We start from the raw sequence: 18,001 nt of genomic DNA, 5'->3' as shown, positions 1-18,001 counted from the left end.
GCGGTCGGGGAGTGAGGGGCTGACGTGCACGTGACGAACGTCGCGGCGAGCTACTACCAGTCGTACTCCGTCGTGGGGCTGCTCGCGGTCGTCGGCGTGCTGTTCGTCGCCGTCGCCTTCGGCGCCGGACGGCTGCTGCGCCCGGTGGTGCCCACCCCCGAGAAGCTCCTGACGTACGAGTGCGGCGTCGACCCCGTCGGCGAGGGCTGGGCCCACACCCAGGTCCGCTACTACGTCTACGCCTTCCTCTACGTGATCTTCGCCGTCGACTCGATCTTCCTCTTCCCCTGGGCGACGGTCTTCGCCGCGCCTGGTTACGGCGCGACGACGCTCGTGGAGATGTTCATCTTCCTCGGCTTTCTCGCCGTGGGCCTGCTGTACGCATACAAGAAGGGCGTCCTTACATGGACGTGAGCCCCGGGACCTCTGTGCCCCCCGTGACCCCCGCTCCCGTGGACCTGCCGGAGCCGAAGCGCCTCGGCGTGCTCTCCCGCCTGGCCCCCGAGCCGATGAAGGTGGTCCTCAACTGGGGCCGCCGCTACTCCCTGTGGGTCTTCAACTTCGGCCTCGCCTGCTGCGCGATCGAGTTCATCGCCGCCTCCATGGCGCGCCACGACTTCATCCGGCTCGGCGTCATCCCGTTCGCGCCGGGGCCGCGCCAGGCCGACCTGATGGTCGTGTCCGGCACGGTGACCGACAAGATGGCGCCCGCCGTGAAGCGCCTGTACGAACAGATGCCCGAACCGAAATACGTGATCTCCTTCGGCGCCTGCTCCAACTGCGGCGGGCCCTACTGGGACTCGTACTCCGTCACCAAGGGCGTCGACCAGATCATCCCGGTCGATGTGTACGTCCCCGGCTGCCCGCCCAGGCCCGAGGCGCTGCTCCAGGGCATTCTCAAGCTCCAGGAGAAGATCGCCCGCGAATCGCTCGGCGAGCGGTACGGCGGCGGAGCGCGGCCTTCCGTGGCGGCGCTGCGCAGCGGCCTCGTCCAGGGCCCGGCACCGGCACCGGGACCCGAGACCCAGGAGGGTGACCGGTGACCGGCTGGCTGCCGAGCCCCGTCGAGGAGCTCTTCGGCGCGGAGGCGACGGCCGAGGAGTCGTACGACGTACTGACCGTCGACGTCCCCCCGGATCGGTGGACCACCGCCCTGGAGACGGCCCGCACCACGCTCTCCTGCACCTACTTCGACTGGCTGAGCGCGGTCGACGAACCCGGCACGGGCTTCCGGATCTGCGCCCACGTGGTCGCACTCACGCCAGTACGCCGCCTTCTCCTGCGTACGACGGTCCCGCACGACGCCCCGGTGCTCGCCTCCGCGGTCGACATCTACGCGGGCGCCGCCTGGCACGAGCGCGAGACGCACGAGATGTTCGGCGTGACGTTCGAGGGCCACCCCGGGCTGACCCCGCTGCTGCTGCCGGAGACCTTTGAGGGCCACCCGCTGCGCAAGGACTTCGTGCTCGCGGCGCGCGTCGCGAAGGCCTGGCCGGGCGCCAAGGAGCCGGGGGAGTCCGAGCACGGCGGCCCCAAGCGTCGCCAGATGCTGCCGCCCGGCGTCCCCGACCCCAACGAATGGGGCCCCCTGAAGGGCCGGCTCCCCGCGGCCCCGGCCCGCCCGGCCCGAGGCGCGGCGGGCGCCGCCGGTCGAGCGGCGGCCGGTGAACGTCCGGTGCGGCGGACCCGCACGGCGAGCGAAGGCTCGGCCAGCCAGGCCGCGACGCCCCCGGCCGACCCGCAACAACCGGAAACCCCGACCCGCCCCCCACGCCGCTCGCGCAGCGTCAGCCAGGGCTCGGCCTCCCAGCGGACGCCACCGGTTCTGCCGGGGGAGCCGGCGGAGGCTGCGGCCAAGCCTGAGGCGGTCCGGCAGGCGGAGTCCGAGAGCGCGGCCGCGGGCCCCGAACCCAAGCGGCCATCGGCGCCACGCAGCTCCGACGCCCCGTGGCACCAAGCCCGCCCGGCGTTCGACGCCCCGCCCCAGGCGGTGCCGGGGGCCGAGCGTCCGGAGCCTGGGGCCGAGCGTCCGGAGCCTGGGCTTGTGCGTCCCGCGCCCGAGGGGGAGCGTCCCGCGCCGGAAGCTGTCCGGCCGGTTGCGGAGCCCGCGCACCCCGAGGCTGGGGCTGACCGGGCCGAGGTGGAGCCGGTGCGTCCCGAGCCCGAGGCCGCCGAGCGTCCCGAGCCCGAGGTCGAGCGTCCCGCGCCCGAGGGGGAGCGTCCCGCGCCGGAAGCTGTCCGGCCGGTTGCGGAGCCCGCGCACCCCGAGGCTGGGGCCGACCGGGCCGAGGCGGAGTCCACGCAGCCCGCGCAGCCAGAGTCTGCGCAGGCCGAGCCCGAGCCCGAGCCCGAGCCCGAGCCCGAGCCCGCGCAGCCCCACCCCGGGCCCGCGGACCCCGAAGCCGCGCCCTCCCCGCCCACGCCGCCCACCCCGCACGAAAACGACCACCGCACCGGAGGCACCGAGTGAACGACGCCCTCGACGTCGCCCTGCGCCTCGTCATCGTCTTCGCGGTGTTCCTGGTCCTGCCCCTCGTCATCGGCCAGACCGAACACAAGGTGATGGCCCACATGCAGGGCCGCCTCGGCCCCATGTACGCCGGCGGCTTCCACGGCTGGGCCCAACTCGTCGCCGACGGCGTCAAGTTCGCCCAGAAGGAAGACATCGTTCCGGCCGAGGCCGACCGCCGCGTCTTCCAGCTCGCGCCCGCCATCGCCCTGCTGCCCTACCTCCTCGTCCTGGTCGCCATCCCGATCGGCCCCGGCGAGGGCGCGGTCGGCGAGGTCGTCGACGCGGGCATCTTCTTCGTCCTCGCGATCATGGGCATCAGCGTGCTCGGCTCCCTGATGGCGGGCTGGGCCAGCGCCAACAAGTTCTCCCTCCTCGGCGGCCTGCGCACCGCCGCCCAGCTCCTCGCCTACGAACTGCCGATGCTGCTCGCCGCCGCCTCGGTCGCGATGGCGGCGGGCACGGTCTCGCTGCCCGGCATCGTCGACGTGTTCGAGTGGTGGTGGCTGCCCTGGCAGATCGTCGGCGCCCTCGTCTTCTTCGTGGCGGGCCTCGCCGAGCTCCAGCGCCCGCCCTTCGACATGCCGGTCGCCGACTCCGAGATCATCTTCGGTGCCTACACCGAGTACACCGGTCTGCGCTTCGCCCTCTTCCTCCTCGCCGAGTACGCCGGAATCGTCGTCCTGTGCGGCCTTACCACCGTCCTCTTCCTGGGCGGCTGGCACGGGCCGTGGGGCGCCGACGGCCTGGGCTGGGTCTGGACCCTGCTCAAGACGGCCGTCCTCGCGTTCGTCGTGATCTGGCTCCGCGTGTCCTACCCCCGTCTCCGTGAGGACCAGCTCCAGAAGCTCGCCTGGACCACCCTCGTCCCCCTCGCCCTCGCGCAGATCGCGCTCACCGGAATCGTGAAGGTGGCGATCAACTGATGCCTCCGATCCCAGGGTCAGGCCTCGCCAAGGGCCTCGCCGTCACCCTCCGCACGATGACGAAGAAGACCGTCACCGAGCAGTACCCCGAGCACCAGCCCGAACTGCCGCCCCGCAGCCGTGGCGTCATCGGTCTCTTCGAGGAGAACTGCACGGTCTGCATGCTGTGCGCCCGCGAGTGCCCGGACTGGTGCATCTACATCGACTCCCACAAGGAGACGGTGCCGCCCGCCGCCCCCGGTGGCCGCGAGCGCAGCCGCAACGTCCTCGACCGCTTCGCCATCGACTTCTCCCTCTGCATGTACTGCGGCATCTGCATCGAGGTCTGCCCCTTCGACGCCCTCTTCTGGTCCCCGGAGTTCGAGTACGCCGAGACCGACATCCACGAACTCACCCACGAGCGCGACAAGCTCCGCGAGTGGATGTGGACGGTCCCGGCCCCGCCTGCCCTGGACCCGGACGCCGAGGAGCCGAAGGAACTGGCCGCCGCCCGCAAGGCCGCGGAGAAGCTCGCCGCCGCCCAGGAGCCCAAGCCCGGCCCCGAGCCGCAGGCGCCCGCGCCCGCCGCCGAGGGGCCCACGCCCGAGACGCGGGAAGGGGAGTCGTGACCTCAGCAGCAGCCACCGCGGCGACGGCGGCCGCGGCCGCCGAGAGCCACGGTTTCCTCTCGCCGACCGGCGTCGAGATCGCCTTCGTCCTCGTCGGCCTCGTCACTTTGGGCGCGGCGGTCATCACCGTCACCACCCGGCAGCTGGTGCACGCCGCCCTGTGGCTGGTCGTGGCGCTCGGCGGCCTCGCCGTCGAGTACCTCCTGCTGACCGCGGAGTTCATCGCCTGGGTGCAGGTCCTCATCTACGTCGGTTCCGTCGTGGTCCTCCTCCTCTTCGGTCTGATGCTCACCCGGGCGCCCATCGGCCGCTCCCCGGACGCCGATTCGGGCAACCGCCCGGTCGCGCTCGCCGTGGCCCTCGCCGCCGCGGCCGCCCTGGTCTGGGTCGTCGTGGACGCGTTCCGCACCACGGTGATCGACCTGGACGGCGCCGCCCAGGGCTCCACCGGTGTGACCGGCTCGGTCCTCTTCCGGCACTGGGTGCTCCCCTTCGAAGCGCTCTCGGTCCTCCTCCTCGCCGCCCTCGTCGGCGCGATCGTCCTGTCCCGCAAGAACGCCGCGGCGGATGCGCGGGCCATGGATGCCCCAGCCACGGACCGGGAGGGGAACCGCTGATGCATCTCCACCTCGCGTATCCCGCCGTCCTCGCCGTCCTCCTCTTCTGCGTCGGCCTCTACGGCGTGCTCGCCCGCCGCAACGCGATCCTGGTCCTGATGTCCGTCGAGCTGATGCTCAACGCCGTCAACCTCAACCTGGTCGCCTTCGACGTCTGGCTCCGCGACGCCCTCCACGCCGGCCAGGCCCTGACGCTCTTCACCATCGCCATCGCCGCCGCCGAGATCGGCATCGGCCTCGCGATCGTCCTCGCCGTCTACCGCAACCGCGGCACCTCCGCCGTCGACGATCTCCGTGACACCGCCGAGCCCACCGGGCCGGACGAGTCACAGGAGCCGCAGCAGGCAGCGCAGGCAACGCAGTCACCGCAGTCGCAGAAGACCGAGGCCACCGCGTGACCACGACCACCCTCGCCATCCTCGTCCCCCTCCTCCCGTTCCTGGGCGCGGCCGCGGGCCTGCTGCTCGGCCGCCGGAGCCCCGGACTCGTACGCCCCCTCGCGGTGCTGCCCACGCTGACGGCGCTCGTGCTGGCCGTCCTCGTGGCCGTCCGCCAGGGCGGCGACCGGGCCGTCGACGCCGCCACCGAACTGACCCCGACCGGCTCGGTCCCCATCGAGCTCGCCCTGCACATCGACGGCTTCGCCGCCCTCGTCGCCGTCCTGGTCGGCGTCGTCGCCTCCTGCGTGCAGATCTACTCGACGGGCTACCTCCGCGAGGACCCGCGCTACCCCTCGTACGCCGCTCTCGTCTCCCTCTTCACCTCCGCGATGCTCCTCGTCGTCTACTCCGGCGACCTGATGGTGCTCCTGGTCGGCTGGGAGATCATGGGCATCTGCTCGTACTTCCTCGTCGGCCACTATTGGGAGACGCCCGAGGCGCGCGCCGCCTCCCTGAAGGCCTTCCTGGTCACCAAGCTCGGCGACGTCCCTTTCCTGATCGGTCTGTTCGCCCTCGCCGTCGACGCGGGCTCCTTCCGCATCACGACGATCCTGGCGGCGGTCCGGGACGGCGGCCTGGACCACCCGACGCTGATCGCCCTGCTGCTCCTCGCGGGCGTGGCGGGCAAGTCGGCGCAGTTCCCGCTGCACACCTGGCTGCCCGACGCGATGGCGGGCCCCACGCCCGTCTCCGCGCTGATCCACGCCGCGACGATGGTCACCGCCGGTGTGTACTTCGTGGCCCGCCTCCTCCCCGTCTTCGCCGCCTCCGCGGCGGCCCTGGTCGTCCTCGCCGTCATGGCCGCCGTCACGATGGCCGGCTCGGCCCTCGCCGCGCTCGCCCAGGACGACATCAAGCGCGTCCTCGCGTACTCGACGATCGGCCAGCTCGGCTACATGACCGGCGCACTCGCCGTCGGCGACCGCGGCGCCGCCGTCTTCCACCTCCTGTCCCACGGCGCCTTCAAGGCGCTGCTGTTCCTCGCGGCAGGCGTGATCATCCACGCCGCCGGCACCAACTCCCTGGCCGCCATGTCCCGCATGCGGGGCCTGCGCGACCGCATCCCGGACGCCTACTGGACGATGACCGTGGCGCTCCTCGCGCTCGCCGCGATGCCGCCGTTCAGCGGCTTCTTCTCCAAGGAGGCCGTGCTCGGCGCCGCCGAGCACACCGCCACGGGCCACACCGCGTCCGCGCCCGCCTCAGCCGGCTGGATCGTCCTCGTCGCCGGACTGCTCACCGCCCTCCTCACCGCCGCCTACGCGACGCGTCTGTGGCTGCTCGCCTTCCACGGAAAGGGCACCGAGGCCCCGGACCACGGGAAGCAGCCGATGGCCATGACGGCCGTGCTCTGGGTGCTCGCGGTCCCCTCCCTCGCCTTCGGTCTCACGGTGGGTGTCCTGCCCGACTGGTTCGACGGCCACTCGCTCACGCCGACGCTGACGACGTCCGTGCTCGGTACGGGCCTCGCCCTCGTCGGCGGCCTCGTCACGTACGGCGCGTGGCGGCACACCACCGCGCTCGCCGCCCGTGTCCCGATGGGCGCGGTCGCGGCGAGTCCGGGCGGTGACGCAGGGCAGGTCGAGTCGGAGGCCATCGCCTCGCACGCCCCCGCCTACGGGGACGTGGCCTCGGCCCACGACCCGGCCGACCCCGGCCGCCTGCTGCTCGGCCCCCTGCACCGCCACGCCGCCGGCGGCTTCCGCCTCGACGCCGTCTACACCGTCCTGTTCGTCCGCCCGGTCCAGGCCGCCGCGCGACTCGTCCGCTTCCTCGACCGCGAGGTCGTCGAGACGTACGTGCGCGGCGCGGGCACCGCACCCCGCTGGCTCGGCGCGGCCGTCCGTCGCGCGCAGACCGGCAACGTGCAGACCTATCTGAGCGCGCTGCTCGCAGGCACGGTCGTCCTGGCCGTCGCCGCCGTCCTCGTCGCCACCGCCGGAGCGTGAGCAGCCGTGATCGGTATCAGTGAGTCCGTGATGCAGTTTCTTCTGGCGTTGATCGTCGTCGGTCCGCTCATCGGCGCCGTGGCCGCACTCCTGCCGGCCCCACCCGGGCTGAAGGGAAAGTCGCCCGACCAGGCCGTGCTCCGCCACGGCGTGCTGGTGACCGGCGTCATCCTGCTCGCGGCGATCGTCCTCGCGCTCGGCTTCCACCATCCCCAAGCTCTCGACTCCGCTCGAGCAGGGGAGACCGCATCCCAGCCGTCAAAGATGCAGGCCACGACCGACATCAGCTGGATCCCCGCACTCGACGTGCGCATCCACCTCGGCGTCGACGGCATCTCGCTCCCCCTTCTGGTCCTGACCGCGCTGCTGACCTTCCTCTGCGCGCTCTACAGCTACTTCAAAATGCCGAAGGGCCCGTCCCCCAAGGCATTCGTCGCACTGATCCTCGTCCTCGAGTCCGGCACCCTCGCGACCTTCGCCGTCCTCGATCTGCTGCTGTTCTTCCTGGCGTTCGAGATGGTGCTCATCCCGATGTACTTCCTCATCGCCCGCTGGGGCGGCGAGCAACGAACCCAGGCAGCCTGGAAGTTCATCCTCTACACCCTGCTCGGGTCCGTCGTGATGCTGCTGGGCCTGCTCCTCATCGGGCTCAAGTCCGGCACATTCGACATGGTGGCACTCGCCACTGACAACGGCCGCGGGCTGAGTACGTCCGTGCAGGTCATCGCCGTTCTGGCGGTCGGGATCGGGCTCGCGGTCAAGACGCCGATGTGGCCGCTGCACAGCTGGCTGCCGGACGCCCACACCGCCGCGCCCACCGTCGGCTCGGTCCTGCTGGCCGGCGTGCTGCTGAAGATGGGTACGTACGGGTTCGTCCGCATCCTCCTGCCCATCGCCCCCGACGGCATGCGGGAGTTCGCGCCCTACCTCGCGGCCTTCGCGGTCGTCGGGATCATCTACGGGTCCCTCGCCTGCCTCGCCCTCGCCAAGCGGGGCGCGAAGGGCGACCTCAAGCGGCTCATCGCGTACTCGTCGGTCGGCCACATGGGCTTCGTGCTGCTCGGCATCGCGACGATGAGCCCGACCGGCGTGAACGGCGCGCTGTTCGCCAACATCGCCCACGGCCTCATCACCGGCCTGCTCTTCTTCCTCGTCGGCGCGCTCAAGGACCGCACCGGCACCACCGACCTCGACTCGCTCGCCCAGGAGTCCGGCGCCGCGCTCTACGGCAAGGCCCCCCGCCTCGGCGGCCTGCTCGCGTTCGGCGCGGTCGCCTCGCTCGGCCTGCCGGGCCTCGCCGGATTCTGGGGCGAGATGCTCGCGCTGTTCGGCGCCTTCAAGCCCGCCGACGACCTGAGCCGCCCCGCCTTCCTCGTCTTCATGGCGATCGCCGCCTTCGGCACGCTGCTCACCGCCGCGTACATGCTCATCGTCGTACGCCGTGTCTGTATGGGCCCGACGCCGCAGGCCGCGGAGGAGCCCGCGCCCCCGGCGCTCGCCGACGTCCACGGCTACGAAGTCGCCGCCTGGACCCCGCTCGTCGCCCTCACCGTTCTCGCCGGACTCTGGCCCGCGGCTCTCCTCGGCCTGACCGACCCGGCCGTGCAGAAGCTCCTCACTGGAGGCAAGTCGTGACCGTGGCCGCCGCAAGCGTCGTCCAGTCAGTCGACTGGCTCGCGATCGCGCCGCCGACCATCGCCGCGGTGGTCGGGCTCGTCGTGCTCGTCGCCGACCTCTTCGTGGGCGACGGCAAGAAGGCTGTCCTCGGCTGGATCTCCGTGGCAGGCCTGGCCGCGGCCGGGCTCGCCCTGCTGCCCCTCCTGGACGACGACCGCTCGACCTTCTGCCTGACCGGCGGCGGCACGCACGCGTGCAGCTACACCGCCGACCGCTTCACCCTGGTCATCCAGCTCCTCGTCCTCGGCGGCGCCCTGCTGGCGGCCCTGCTCTCCATGAGCACCCTCAAGGACTCCCGAGGCGACCTGCCGGTGGGGGAGTACTGGTTCCTCCTGCTGTCCTCCGCCGCGGGCGCCGCCCTGCTGCCCGCCTCACGCGACCTCGCGACGCTCATCGTCGCCCTGGAGGTCGCCTCCCTGCCCGCCTTCGCCCTCGTCGGCCTCAGGCACGGTGACAAGCGCTCCTCCGAAGCGGCCCTGAAGTTCTTCCTCTCCTCGGTCACCGCGACCGCCGTGAGCCTCATGGGCGTCAGCTTCGTGTACGCGGCCACCGGCACCCTGCACCTCACCGAGATCGCCACCAAGCTCCAGAGCACCCAGGTCACCGGCGGACAGCTGGACACGCTCGCCCAGACCGGCGTCGCACTCACCCTCGTCGGCTTCGCCTTCAAGGTGGCGGCCGTGCCGTTCCACTTCTGGGTACCGGACACCTACGTAGGCGCGCCGCTGCCCGTCGCCGCATATCTCTCCGTCGTCGGAAAGGCCGTCGGCTTCACCGGGCTCATCCTCGTCACCGTCGTCGCCTTCCCCTCGTACGCGGACGTCTGGGGCCCGGCGCTCGCCGTCCTCGCGGCGCTCACCATGACCGCGGGCAACGTCGCCGCCCTGCGGCAGCAGTCCACGCGCGCGTACAGCGCGGTCCGCCTCCTCGCCTGGTCCTCGGTCGGCCAGGCCGGCTACCTCCTGGTGCCGATCGCCGCCGCCGGATACGCCGACAACGAAGCCGCCGCGGAGAAAGCCGTCGGCTCCACCGTCGCGTACGCCCTGATGTACGCGGCCGTGAACCTCGGGGCCTTCGCCGTCGCCGCGCTCGTCGGCCGCGCCCAGCGCCTGAACCGCGTCAGCGACTACCGCGGCCTGTACGCGCGCAGCCCCCTGACCGCCCTCGTATTGGCCTTCTTCCTGCTCTGCCTGGCGGGCCTGCCGCCCGGCATCATCGGCCTCTTCGCCAAGGTCACCGTCTTCTCGGCGGCGGTCGACGCGGGCCTCGGCTGGCTCGCCGTGGTGATGGCCGTGAACGTCGTGATCGCGCTCTACTACTACCTCCAGTGGACCGCGCTCCTCTTCCGCGCCCCCGAGGGCGAGCCGGTCGAGCACCGCGCCCCGGCCCCCCTCACGGCGGCCATCGCCCTGACCGCGGTCCTCGGGATCGCGCTCTCCGGAGCGCCCCAGCTCGTCCTGAGGTTCTCGGACACCGGCCTCTTCTGACGCGGGCCGGGCCATCACCCGCGTGGCCCAAACCGCTCCTGAGCGCACAAGGGAACTAGTGCTCCCCGCCTGGCGTTGACCAGTACGGGAGGGTCCACTGAACAGTGGAAGCACCAGCCAGCAGAGGGTTCCCCCACGCACCACCAGGAGGGCGTACCGTGCACCGCCGGCACAACGGGTTGAAGACCGCCGTACTCCTCGGGGGACTGTCCGCGCTCATCCTCGTCATCGGCAGTTTCTTCGGGCGTACGGGCCTGATCGTCGCGCTCTTCGTAGCCCTCGGCACGAACGCGTACGCGTACTGGAACAGCGACAAGCTCGCCCTGCGCGCCATGCGTGCCCGCCCGGTCAGCGAATTCGAGGCCCCCACGCTGTACCGCATGGTCCGCGAGCTCTCCACCCAGGCCCGCCAGCCCATGCCCCGCCTGTACATCTCGCCCACGGAGGCCCCGAACGCCTTCGCGACCGGCCGCAATCCGCGCAACGCCGCGGTGTGCTGCACCGACGGCATCCTGCGCCTCCTCGACGAGCGCGAGCTGCGCGGCGTCATCGGCCACGAGCTGAGCCACGTCTACAACCGCGACATCCTGATCTCCTCGGTGGCGGGCGCCCTCGCCTCCGTGATCATGTTCCTGGTCAACTTCGCCTGGCTGATCCCCATCGGCCGGTCGAACGACAACGAAGGCCCCGGCATCTTCGGGATGCTCCTGATCATGCTGCTGGGCCCGCTGGCGGCCTCCATCATCCAGCTGGCCATCAGCCGCTCCAGGGAGTACGAGGCCGACGCCTCCGGCGCACAGCTCACCGGCGACCCCCTCGCTCTCGCGAGCGCCCTGCGTAAACTCGAAGCCGGGACAAAGCAGTTGCCGCTGCCACCCGAGCCCCGCCTTGAGACGGCGAGCCACATGATGATCGCGAACCCGTTCCGTCCGGGGCAGGGCATGTCCAAGATGTTCTCCACGCACCCCCCGATGGCGGAGCGCATCGCCCGGCTCGAGCAGATGGCAGGTCCTCACCAGTGAAGACACTCCTCAACGTCATATGGCTCGTCCTCTGCGGGTTCTGGATGTTCCTCGGCTACCTGGTGGCGGGCGTGCTGCTCTGCGTCACGATCATCGGCATCCCGTTCGGCCTGGCCAGCTTCCGCATCGGCCGCTATGCCCTGTGGCCCTTCGGCTACGCCGCGGTCGAGCGCCGCGACGCGGGCGCGCCCTCCTGCGTGGGCAACGTCCTGTGGCTGCTCCTCGCGGGCTGGTGGCTCGCGCTCGGCCACATCGCCACGGGCCTCCTCCTGTGCGTCACGATCATCGGCATCCCCCTCGGCGTAGCCAACTTCAAGCTGATCCCGGTCTCACTGCTGCCGCTCGGCCGCGAGATCGTCCGCACGGACCAGCCGTTCACCGCGCGCTACTAGACCCGGCACCCTCCGGTGCGACAGCCGGAGAGGAGCGACGCGCCGGGTCCGATTGTCAGTGCCGTGGTCCACCATGAACTCATGACCGACACCGAGCAGTTGCTGGCCCGCGTCGCCGCCGAGGCGCGCGCCACCCGCCCCTGGGGGTGGGACGTCCTGCCCGCACCCCTGGACGCGCAGACCCTGGCCCGCGCTGAGGCCGCCTTGGGCTTTCGCCTGCCGCCGCTGCTCGCCGCCCTCTACACCCGCATAGGCGACGGCGGTTTCGGCCCGGAGTACGGCCTGTTGCCCCTGCTCGAAGGCAAGTCCTCCGGAGGTGAGCCGACCGTCGTCGAGAAGTACCTCGGGATGCGCGACTCCGACGACTGGGGCTGGCCGGAAGGCGTGCTGCCGATATCCCACTGGGGATGCGCGATGTACGCGTGCGTGAACTGCCGTACGGACACGGCCCAGGTCCTGCTCTTCGAACCCAACGGCGGAGACCCCGACCAGGCCTGGTTCGTCGACTCCCCGAGCCTCACGACCTGGCTCACCGCCTGGCTCGACGGCACGGGCTGGTACGAGGAGAACAACGACGGTCCGGAACTGCCGACATGGCGAGACGACCACGCGCGCGTGACGCCTGCCTGAGGTGACGCCCGCCTGGCACAGGGCAGCGAAGCGGTCGACCGCGTCCTGCCCGCCCTGCTGCCCGCGCCCGGCCACGCCGAAGCGTCAGCGCAGCCGCCGTACCCCGTACGCCGCGACCCCCACCGCCAGCACCGCCCCACCGGCCACCACCGACGACAAGGGCAGCGCGAACGCCAGTACCGCGCACCCGAGACCACCCACAGCCGGCACGGCACGCGCCGCGACCGACGAACTGAGCGTCCACGCCGAAGCATTGGCGACCGCGTAGTACACGAGCACCCCGAAGGAGGAGAAGCCGATCGCCCCGCGCACATCCACCGTCGCCGCCGCCACCGCCACCACCGCGCCCACCGCGAGCTCCGCGCGATGCGGCACCTGGAAGCGCGGGTGCACGGCCGCGAGCGCCCCCGGCAGGTGCCTGTCCCGCGCCATGGCGAGGGTCGTCCGCGAGACGCCCAGGATCAGCGCCAGCAGCGAGCCGAGCGCCGCCACCGCGGCCCCCACCCGCACGACGGGCACGAGCCCCGGCACACCCGCCGCACGCACCGCGTCGGCGAGCGGGGCGGTCGCGTCGGCGAGCCCAGAGGGGCCGAGGACGGACAGCACGGCGACCGCCACGGCCGCGTACACGCACAGAGCGATACCCAGCGCCAGGGGGATCGCCAGTGGAATAGTGCGCTCCGGGTCACGCACCTCCTCGCCGAGCGTCGCGATCCGCGCGTACCCCGCGAAGGCGAAGAACAGCAGCCCGGCGGCCTGGAGCACCCCGCCGACCCCGCCCGAGAGCCCCACATCGAGACGCCCCGCGTCGGCCGCCCCCGAACCGAGGCAGGCGACGACGACCGCCGTCAGCACGGCGAGGACCACCGCCACGATCCCGCGCGTCAGCAACGCCGACTTCTGGACGCCCAGGTAGTTCACGGCGGTGAGCAGCACCACGGCCCCGACCGCCACTGCGTGCGCCTGCCCCGGCCAGACGTACGCCCCCACGGTCAGCGCCATCGCCGCACAGGACGCGGTCTTGCCGACGACGAACGACCAGCCCGCCAAGTACCCCCAGAACTCCCCGAGCCGCTCCCGGCCGTACACGTAGGTCCCGCCCGAGGCCGGATAGCGGGCGGCGAGCCGCGCCGACGACATCGCGTTGCAGTACGCGACCACGGCGGCGACCCCGAGGCCGATCAGCATCCCGGACCCCGCGGCGCCCGCCGCCGGCCCGAGCGCCGCGAAGATCCCTGCCCCCACCATCGACCCGAGACCGATCACCACGGCGTCGAAGATACCGAGGGTCCGCCGAAGTTCTGGCTGCTGTGTCATGCGCCGCACCCTACGGATCACCGCAACCGCGGCACTCCGTAGAGACGTCCTCCAGGACAACAGCGCACAAAGAACTCACCGCGCGAGAAAGGCCGGGTCACTACATGGGCATCATCAGCTGGATCGTTCTGGGACTGCTCGCCGGAGCCGTCGCCAAACTGCTGCTGCCCGGCCGCGACCCGGGCGGCTTCATCGGCACGACCGTCATCGGCATCGCGGGCGCCTTCATCGGCGGCTGGATCTCCGCCCGCTATCTCGACCGCCCGATCGTCAACCACTTCTACGACGGCGCCACCTGGGCGGCGGCCATCGGCGGCTCGCTCGTCCTGCTGGTCGCCTACCGCATCTTCTTCGGCCACTCGCGCCGCTGAGCACAGAGACCGGCGGCCCGTCCAAAGGGACGGGCCGCCGGGTACACGCGTCTGTCTACCGGTAGTTCACGAACTGCAGCGCGAAGTCGAAGTCCTGCCCCTTGAGCAGCGCCTGCACGGCCTGGAGGTCGTCCCGGCTCTTCGAGCTGACCCGCAGCTCGTCGCCCTGAACCTGCGCCTTGACGCCCTTCGGGCCCTCATCGCGGATGATCTTGGCGACCTTCTTCGCGTTCTCCTGGGAGATGCCCTCCTCGATCGAGGCGAAGATCTTGTACTCCTTGCCGGACAGCTGCGGCTCGCCCGCGTCCAGCGCCTTCAGCGAGATGCCGCGCTTGACCAGCTTGGACTGGAAGACATCGAGGATCGCCTTGACTCGCTCCTCGCCGCTCGCCTCCATCAGGATCTTCTCGCCGGACCACGAGATCGAGGCGCCCGTGCCCTTGAAGTCATAGCGCTGCGAAATCTCCTTGGCGGCCTGGTTGAGGGCGTTGTCGACCTCCTGCCGCTCGACCTTCGAGACGATGTCGAAACTGGAGTCGGCCATGTCCTGTGGCTCCTTGTATCGGGGTGTGCGTACTCAGCGGATACACGGCCGCCTGACGCTGGCCGCATCCGCAAAGCCTAGCCACCGCCCCCGCGCGGGGTGCCGATCAATCGGGTGGCGAAGCACCCCTGTCCATCAGGTATCGTTTACGTCGTTGCCACGGAGCGCCGCGAAAGCGGGGCGAGGCAGCAAACCCGGCGGTGTGCCCGAGCGGCCAAAGGGAGCAGACTGTAAATCTGCCGGCTCAGCCTTCCCAGGTTCGAATCCTGGCGCCGCCACACGAAGGAGACCCTCCCCGACTTGCGGAAACGCGAGACGGGGAGGGTCTTTTCGTGCGTCCAAAGCAGAATGGGTTCATGTCGTCCCGTCGCAGAAACTGCCCGGAGTGCCGCCGCGAGATCGCCGTCGTCGGCGGACGGTTCGCCCGTCATGACCCGCCGGGCCCGCGCGCCACCGGCGACCTGGTCTCCTGCCCGGGGTCGCGCCGCCAGGCCCAGCTGGGCGCCGTACAGCCCGCGCTGGACGGTTACACGGTTCCGGACCTGCCGGGCCAGCTCCCGCTGTTCTGAGCGGGAGGAGGGAGTTCCTCAGGGTCGGGCGGCGTTCGGAAGTCAGTTCCCCGCAACGGACTTGACCGCCACCGACACCGGCACCGAGCCGCTCACCAGCTCCAGCGTCAGCCCGGCCGTCGCGGACGTCTCCAGAAGCTCCGCGAGCACCGCGGCGACGTCGTCCCGCGGGATCGGCCCGCGCCCGGTCGAGGCCTCCAGGCGTACGAGGCCGGTGCCCGCGTCGTCCGTCAGCATCCCGGGACGCAGGATCGTCCAGTCCAGCGCGGCACGCGCGCGTACGTTCGCGTCCGCCTCGCCCTTGGCCCGCAGGTAGGCGTCGAAGATCTCATCGCCCTGGTGGGCCGGATCGGCGCCCATCGACGACACGACGATGTACCGCCGCACGCCGGCCCGCTCCGCCGCGTCCGCGAAGAGCACGGCCGCGTCCCGGTCCACGGTGTTCTTGCGGTCCGCGCCGCTGCCGGGCCCCGCGCCCGCCGCGAAGACGGCCGCGTCGGCTCCGCGCAGCTTCTCGGCGACCTCGTCGACCGAGGCCGACTCCAGGTCGCACAGCACCGGTTCGGCGCCGGCCGCACGCAGATCGGCCTCTTGGCCGGCGTTGCGGATCAGCCCTGCGACCTCGTCACCACGCGCGGCGAGCAGACGCTCCAGCCGCAGCGCGATCTGACCATGACCCCCAGCGATGACAATGCGCATGCTGTCGACCGTACGGCAGGGCGGACGCGTTCGCCGCACACGCAGCGGGCGGAGCAGCCGGATCACGCGTATGCGGGTACGTGGGCTCTTCCTGGGGAGGGCGGGGCCAAGCCGGGCGCGGGTGCCTGCGCTGCTCCCGGCGGGCGTCTGAAGGGCCTCTCCCCCCCCCGCGGGCGGGCACCAGCCGTCCCCCGGCATCACCCGCTGCGCCGTTCCACCCAGGCGCCCAGCCGTCAATCGGCGCGGATCCGGAGTCTCCCCAGCCCGCCGACCACCAGCGCCCTCCCCTGGGGATCACAGCGACCGCCCGGATCAGCGGCTCCCAGCCTCCGCGTGCGCCTCCGCGCTCCCCTTCACGCCCCCTGTGCAGCCACAAGCCCCCAACGCCATCACATACCCACCCCGCGGCCCCCCGCGCAGCAGCTCACCGGCCACCCGCACCGCCCCGCCACCCCTCAGGAAGACGCCTCGCCACCCTTGAACCGCCCCGGCTCGTCTCCCTGCGCGCGGCCCTGGCGCGGCAGGTCCAGGGCCACGGCCGCCGCCGAGTCGCAGTACTCCCGCACCGCGCTGGTCCGCGCCACCACGCGCCCCCTGTGCACCACGATCCGGCTGTACGCGAGCGACAGCGCCCCCGCGAGCCGGTCGCCCCGCACCGCGAGCAGCTCCGCGGGGAAGCCCGCCTCCACCCGCACCTCGGCCAGGCCCATGGCTTCCCGCGCTGCCCCGCTCACCGCCGCGTAGGCGGCCTCAGGCCGCAGCCCGCACCGCGAGGCCAGCAGGTAGGCGGCCTCCAGCGGATCCCCGCGCCCCACCGGGTTCGACACGTCCCGCATGGCCCCGCTGCCCGCGGCCACCCGCACCCCCGCCGACCGCAGCAACCGCACCGGCGCCACCCCGCGCCGCTCCGCGTTCCCGCACCCGCCCTGCGGCAGGCAGACCACGGTCACCCCGGCGGCCGCCAGCTGCTCGGCCGTGCGCGCGGCGACGTCCCACGGCAGGCGGCCGAGCCCGCCGCACGGGCCGATCGTGACCCCCGCGCGCAGCCCGGCCGCCATCGCCGCGAGCCGCCCGAGCCGGGCCGGATCGTCACCGTCCGTATGCAGATCGACGGGGGAGCCATGCTCGGCGGCGAGTTCCAGGACCGCCTCCGTGTAGCCCGCCGGGTCGGGGTCGAGATCCGGACAACCGCCCACTACGGAGGCGCCCATTTTCACCGCGTCCCGCAGCATCGCGAGCCCGTCGGCGCCCGCGACGCCGGTGAGGAGCCGCGGCACCGCGACCGTCGTCAGATCGACCAGGCCCCGCAGCGAGCGCCGTGCCTGGAGCACCGCCTCCATCGGATCGAGCCCCTGGACGTCGCCGATCCGCACGTGCGACCGCACGGCCGTCGCACCGTGCCCGAGCTGGAGCAGGGCCGCCTCTGTGACTCTGCGCTGCACATCGGGGATGTCGTACGACACAGGGCCCACCGCGTCCGCCGACAGGGCCGTGTCGCCGTGCGCGTGGGCTTCGGCGGCGGCCGGCAGCAGCAGGTAGCCGGCCAGGTCCACGCGCGCGGTGTGCGCGGGGAGGCTTCCGGTCGTGCCGACCGCCTCGATGCGCCCGCCGCCGAGCCGGACGTCCACCGTCCTGCCGTCGGTGAGCCTGGCACCGCAGAGCAGCAGGGAACCGGATTCGGCCGTGGGGTCGGGGCCGGAGGAGCCGGAGGAATGGGGCTGCTGCGGCTGGCTGTCGGGCATCGCGCTCCTGGGGTTCGGGGGCGGCTGCTGTCGTTCGTGGCGTCAAGATCACGCAGCGTGTGCCGAGCCTAGGACGGCGACAGGCCCGCTTCGAGGAGGAGCGAAATAGTCGTACCGGTGTGGTGCGACGGCTCTGACGAACGGTGCGGATGAGGTCTTCGGAGACGCCTGAGGCGCTCTTCCCGATGCCCTCGGACGGCCCTGGCGAAACGGATTTGGGCGATCGGCGACCAACCGTGTAATGTCTTCATCGCTCGCCCCAATAGCTCAGTCGGTAGAGCGTCTCCATGGTAAGGAGAAGGTCTGCGGTTCGATTCCGCATTGGGGCTCTGATGTCGAGTGATCCTCGCCTTCGGGCGGGGGGGATCCGGCATCGCAGCGGTGTAGCTCAGTCGGTAGAGCAAGCGGCTCATAATCGCTGTGTCACCGGTTCAAGTCCGGTCACCGCTACTCCTGGTAGCCGATTGTGGGGTCGGTCCTTCGATCGGCTACTCTTTTATGC

At 71.8% G+C, this 18,001-nt stretch carries 19 protein-coding genes and 3 tRNA genes; 18 read left to right on the top strand and 4 right to left on the bottom strand.

The window, feature by feature from the left end; all coding sequences use genetic code 11:
- The first annotated feature begins 24 nt into the window (after positions 1 to 24).
- From ACF062_RS16610 to ACF062_RS16550, 13 genes are all read left to right on the top strand, one after another.
- Entirely contained in the window at positions 25 to 414 is a 390-nt protein-coding gene (locus ACF062_RS16610; RefSeq protein WP_055547887.1) for an NADH-quinone oxidoreductase subunit A, read from the top strand.
- Complete coding sequence (locus tag ACF062_RS16605; RefSeq protein WP_392138661.1) at positions 405 to 1,043, top strand: NADH-quinone oxidoreductase subunit B; 639 nt, start codon at positions 405 to 407, stop codon at positions 1,041 to 1,043. Before ACF062_RS16610 ends, ACF062_RS16605 begins: the two co-directional genes overlap by 10 nt.
- Positions 1,040 to 2,470, top strand: a complete 1,431-nt coding sequence (locus tag ACF062_RS16600) for an NADH-quinone oxidoreductase subunit C (RefSeq protein WP_392138659.1) — start codon at positions 1,040 to 1,042, stop codon at positions 2,468 to 2,470. The genes ACF062_RS16605 and ACF062_RS16600 overlap by 4 nt, the downstream gene beginning before the upstream one ends.
- Entirely contained in the window at positions 2,467 to 3,435 is a 969-nt protein-coding gene (locus tag ACF062_RS16595) for an NADH-quinone oxidoreductase subunit H (RefSeq protein WP_392138657.1), read from the top strand. Before ACF062_RS16600 ends, ACF062_RS16595 begins: the two co-directional genes overlap by 4 nt.
- Positions 3,435 to 4,043 carry a NuoI/complex I 23 kDa subunit family protein gene (locus ACF062_RS16590; protein WP_392138655.1) on the top strand — a complete coding sequence of 203 codons (609 nt, stop codon included), beginning with the start codon at positions 3,435 to 3,437 and terminating at the stop codon, positions 4,041 to 4,043. Before ACF062_RS16595 ends, ACF062_RS16590 begins: the two co-directional genes overlap by 1 nt.
- Positions 4,040 to 4,660, top strand: a complete 621-nt coding sequence (locus ACF062_RS16585) for an NADH-quinone oxidoreductase subunit J (protein ID WP_392138653.1) — start codon at positions 4,040 to 4,042, stop codon at positions 4,658 to 4,660. The genes ACF062_RS16590 and ACF062_RS16585 overlap by 4 nt, the downstream gene beginning before the upstream one ends.
- Positions 4,660 to 5,058, top strand: a complete 399-nt coding sequence (gene nuoK, locus ACF062_RS16580) for an NADH-quinone oxidoreductase subunit NuoK (RefSeq protein WP_320590203.1) — start codon at positions 4,660 to 4,662, stop codon at positions 5,056 to 5,058. Before ACF062_RS16585 ends, nuoK begins: the two co-directional genes overlap by 1 nt.
- Complete coding sequence (locus ACF062_RS16575) at positions 5,055 to 7,049, top strand: NADH-quinone oxidoreductase subunit L (RefSeq protein WP_392138652.1); 1,995 nt, start codon at positions 5,055 to 5,057, stop codon at positions 7,047 to 7,049. Before nuoK ends, ACF062_RS16575 begins: the two co-directional genes overlap by 4 nt.
- Before the next feature lie 6 nt (positions 7,050 to 7,055).
- Positions 7,056 to 8,684 (top strand): NADH-quinone oxidoreductase subunit M, encoded by a 1,629-nt coding sequence (locus ACF062_RS16570; RefSeq protein WP_392138650.1) that lies wholly within the window; start codon positions 7,056 to 7,058, stop codon positions 8,682 to 8,684.
- Positions 8,681 to 10,213 (top strand): NADH-quinone oxidoreductase subunit N, encoded by a 1,533-nt coding sequence (locus ACF062_RS16565; protein ID WP_392138648.1) that lies wholly within the window; start codon positions 8,681 to 8,683, stop codon positions 10,211 to 10,213. The genes ACF062_RS16570 and ACF062_RS16565 overlap by 4 nt, the downstream gene beginning before the upstream one ends.
- Positions 10,214 to 10,371: 158 nt before the next feature.
- On the top strand, positions 10,372 to 11,235 hold the full coding sequence (gene htpX / locus ACF062_RS16560) for a zinc metalloprotease HtpX (protein WP_392138646.1): 864 nt from the start codon (positions 10,372 to 10,374) through the stop codon (positions 11,233 to 11,235).
- Positions 11,232 to 11,627 carry a YccF domain-containing protein gene (locus ACF062_RS16555; RefSeq protein ID WP_392138644.1) on the top strand — a complete coding sequence of 132 codons (396 nt, stop codon included), beginning with the start codon at positions 11,232 to 11,234 and terminating at the stop codon, positions 11,625 to 11,627. Before htpX ends, ACF062_RS16555 begins: the two co-directional genes overlap by 4 nt.
- An 81-nt stretch (positions 11,628 to 11,708) precedes the next feature.
- A complete protein-coding gene (locus ACF062_RS16550) occupies positions 11,709 to 12,257 on the top strand; it encodes an SMI1/KNR4 family protein (protein WP_392138642.1) in 549 nt (182 codons plus the stop codon).
- Positions 12,258 to 12,341: 84 nt separating this feature from the next.
- On the opposite strand, the gene ACF062_RS16545 is transcribed toward ACF062_RS16550, so the two are convergent.
- Positions 12,342 to 13,574: an APC family permease gene (locus tag ACF062_RS16545; protein ID WP_392138640.1), complete on the bottom strand. Its 1,233-nt coding sequence runs from the start codon at positions 13,572 to 13,574 to the stop codon at positions 12,342 to 12,344.
- Positions 13,575 to 13,678: 104 nt separating this feature from the next.
- Here ACF062_RS16545 and ACF062_RS16540 point away from each other — a divergent pair, with 104 nt between their 5' ends.
- On the top strand, positions 13,679 to 13,945 hold the full coding sequence (locus tag ACF062_RS16540) for a GlsB/YeaQ/YmgE family stress response membrane protein (protein ID WP_392138639.1): 267 nt from the start codon (positions 13,679 to 13,681) through the stop codon (positions 13,943 to 13,945).
- A gap of 55 nt (positions 13,946 to 14,000) precedes the next feature.
- Here ACF062_RS16540 and ACF062_RS16535 read toward each other — a convergent pair whose 3' ends face one another.
- Positions 14,001 to 14,489: a YajQ family cyclic di-GMP-binding protein gene (locus tag ACF062_RS16535; RefSeq protein ID WP_223776178.1), complete on the bottom strand. Its 489-nt coding sequence runs from the start codon at positions 14,487 to 14,489 to the stop codon at positions 14,001 to 14,003.
- Between the two features lie 196 nt (positions 14,490 to 14,685).
- On the opposite strand from ACF062_RS16535, the gene ACF062_RS16530 reads away from it, so the two are divergent.
- Together ACF062_RS16530 and ACF062_RS16525 are read left to right on the top strand one after the other, a co-directional pair.
- A tRNA-Tyr gene (locus ACF062_RS16530) sits at positions 14,686 to 14,767 on the top strand.
- Between the two features lie 78 nt (positions 14,768 to 14,845).
- Complete coding sequence (locus ACF062_RS16525) at positions 14,846 to 15,058, top strand: hypothetical protein (protein WP_223776198.1); 213 nt, start codon at positions 14,846 to 14,848, stop codon at positions 15,056 to 15,058.
- A gap of 42 nt (positions 15,059 to 15,100) precedes the next feature.
- Here the strand turns inward: ACF062_RS16525 and ACF062_RS16520 are convergent, their stop codons facing one another.
- Both ACF062_RS16520 and ACF062_RS16515 read right to left on the bottom strand, forming a co-directional pair.
- Complete coding sequence (locus tag ACF062_RS16520; RefSeq protein ID WP_392138636.1) at positions 15,101 to 15,757, bottom strand: SDR family oxidoreductase; 657 nt, start codon at positions 15,755 to 15,757, stop codon at positions 15,101 to 15,103.
- A 455-nt stretch (positions 15,758 to 16,212) separates the two neighbouring features.
- Complete coding sequence (locus ACF062_RS16515) at positions 16,213 to 17,499, bottom strand: amidohydrolase family protein (protein WP_392138634.1); 1,287 nt, start codon at positions 17,497 to 17,499, stop codon at positions 16,213 to 16,215.
- 256 nt (positions 17,500 to 17,755) lie between these two features.
- On the opposite strand from ACF062_RS16515, the gene ACF062_RS16510 reads away from it, so the two are divergent.
- Both ACF062_RS16510 and ACF062_RS16505 read left to right on the top strand, forming a co-directional pair.
- Positions 17,756 to 17,828: transfer RNA gene (locus ACF062_RS16510), tRNA-Thr, on the top strand.
- A 48-nt stretch (positions 17,829 to 17,876) separates the two neighbouring features.
- Positions 17,877 to 17,949 (top strand) — tRNA-Met (locus ACF062_RS16505).
- Positions 17,950 to 18,001 lie beyond the last annotated feature (52 nt).

The sequence above is a fragment of the Streptomyces sp. NPDC015345 genome, assembly GCF_043078805.1.
GTDB lineage: Bacteria > Actinomycetota > Actinomycetes > Streptomycetales > Streptomycetaceae > Streptomyces.
Note: the sequence above shows the minus strand (reverse complement) of the source record. Positions and strands in the feature narration are given on the sequence as shown.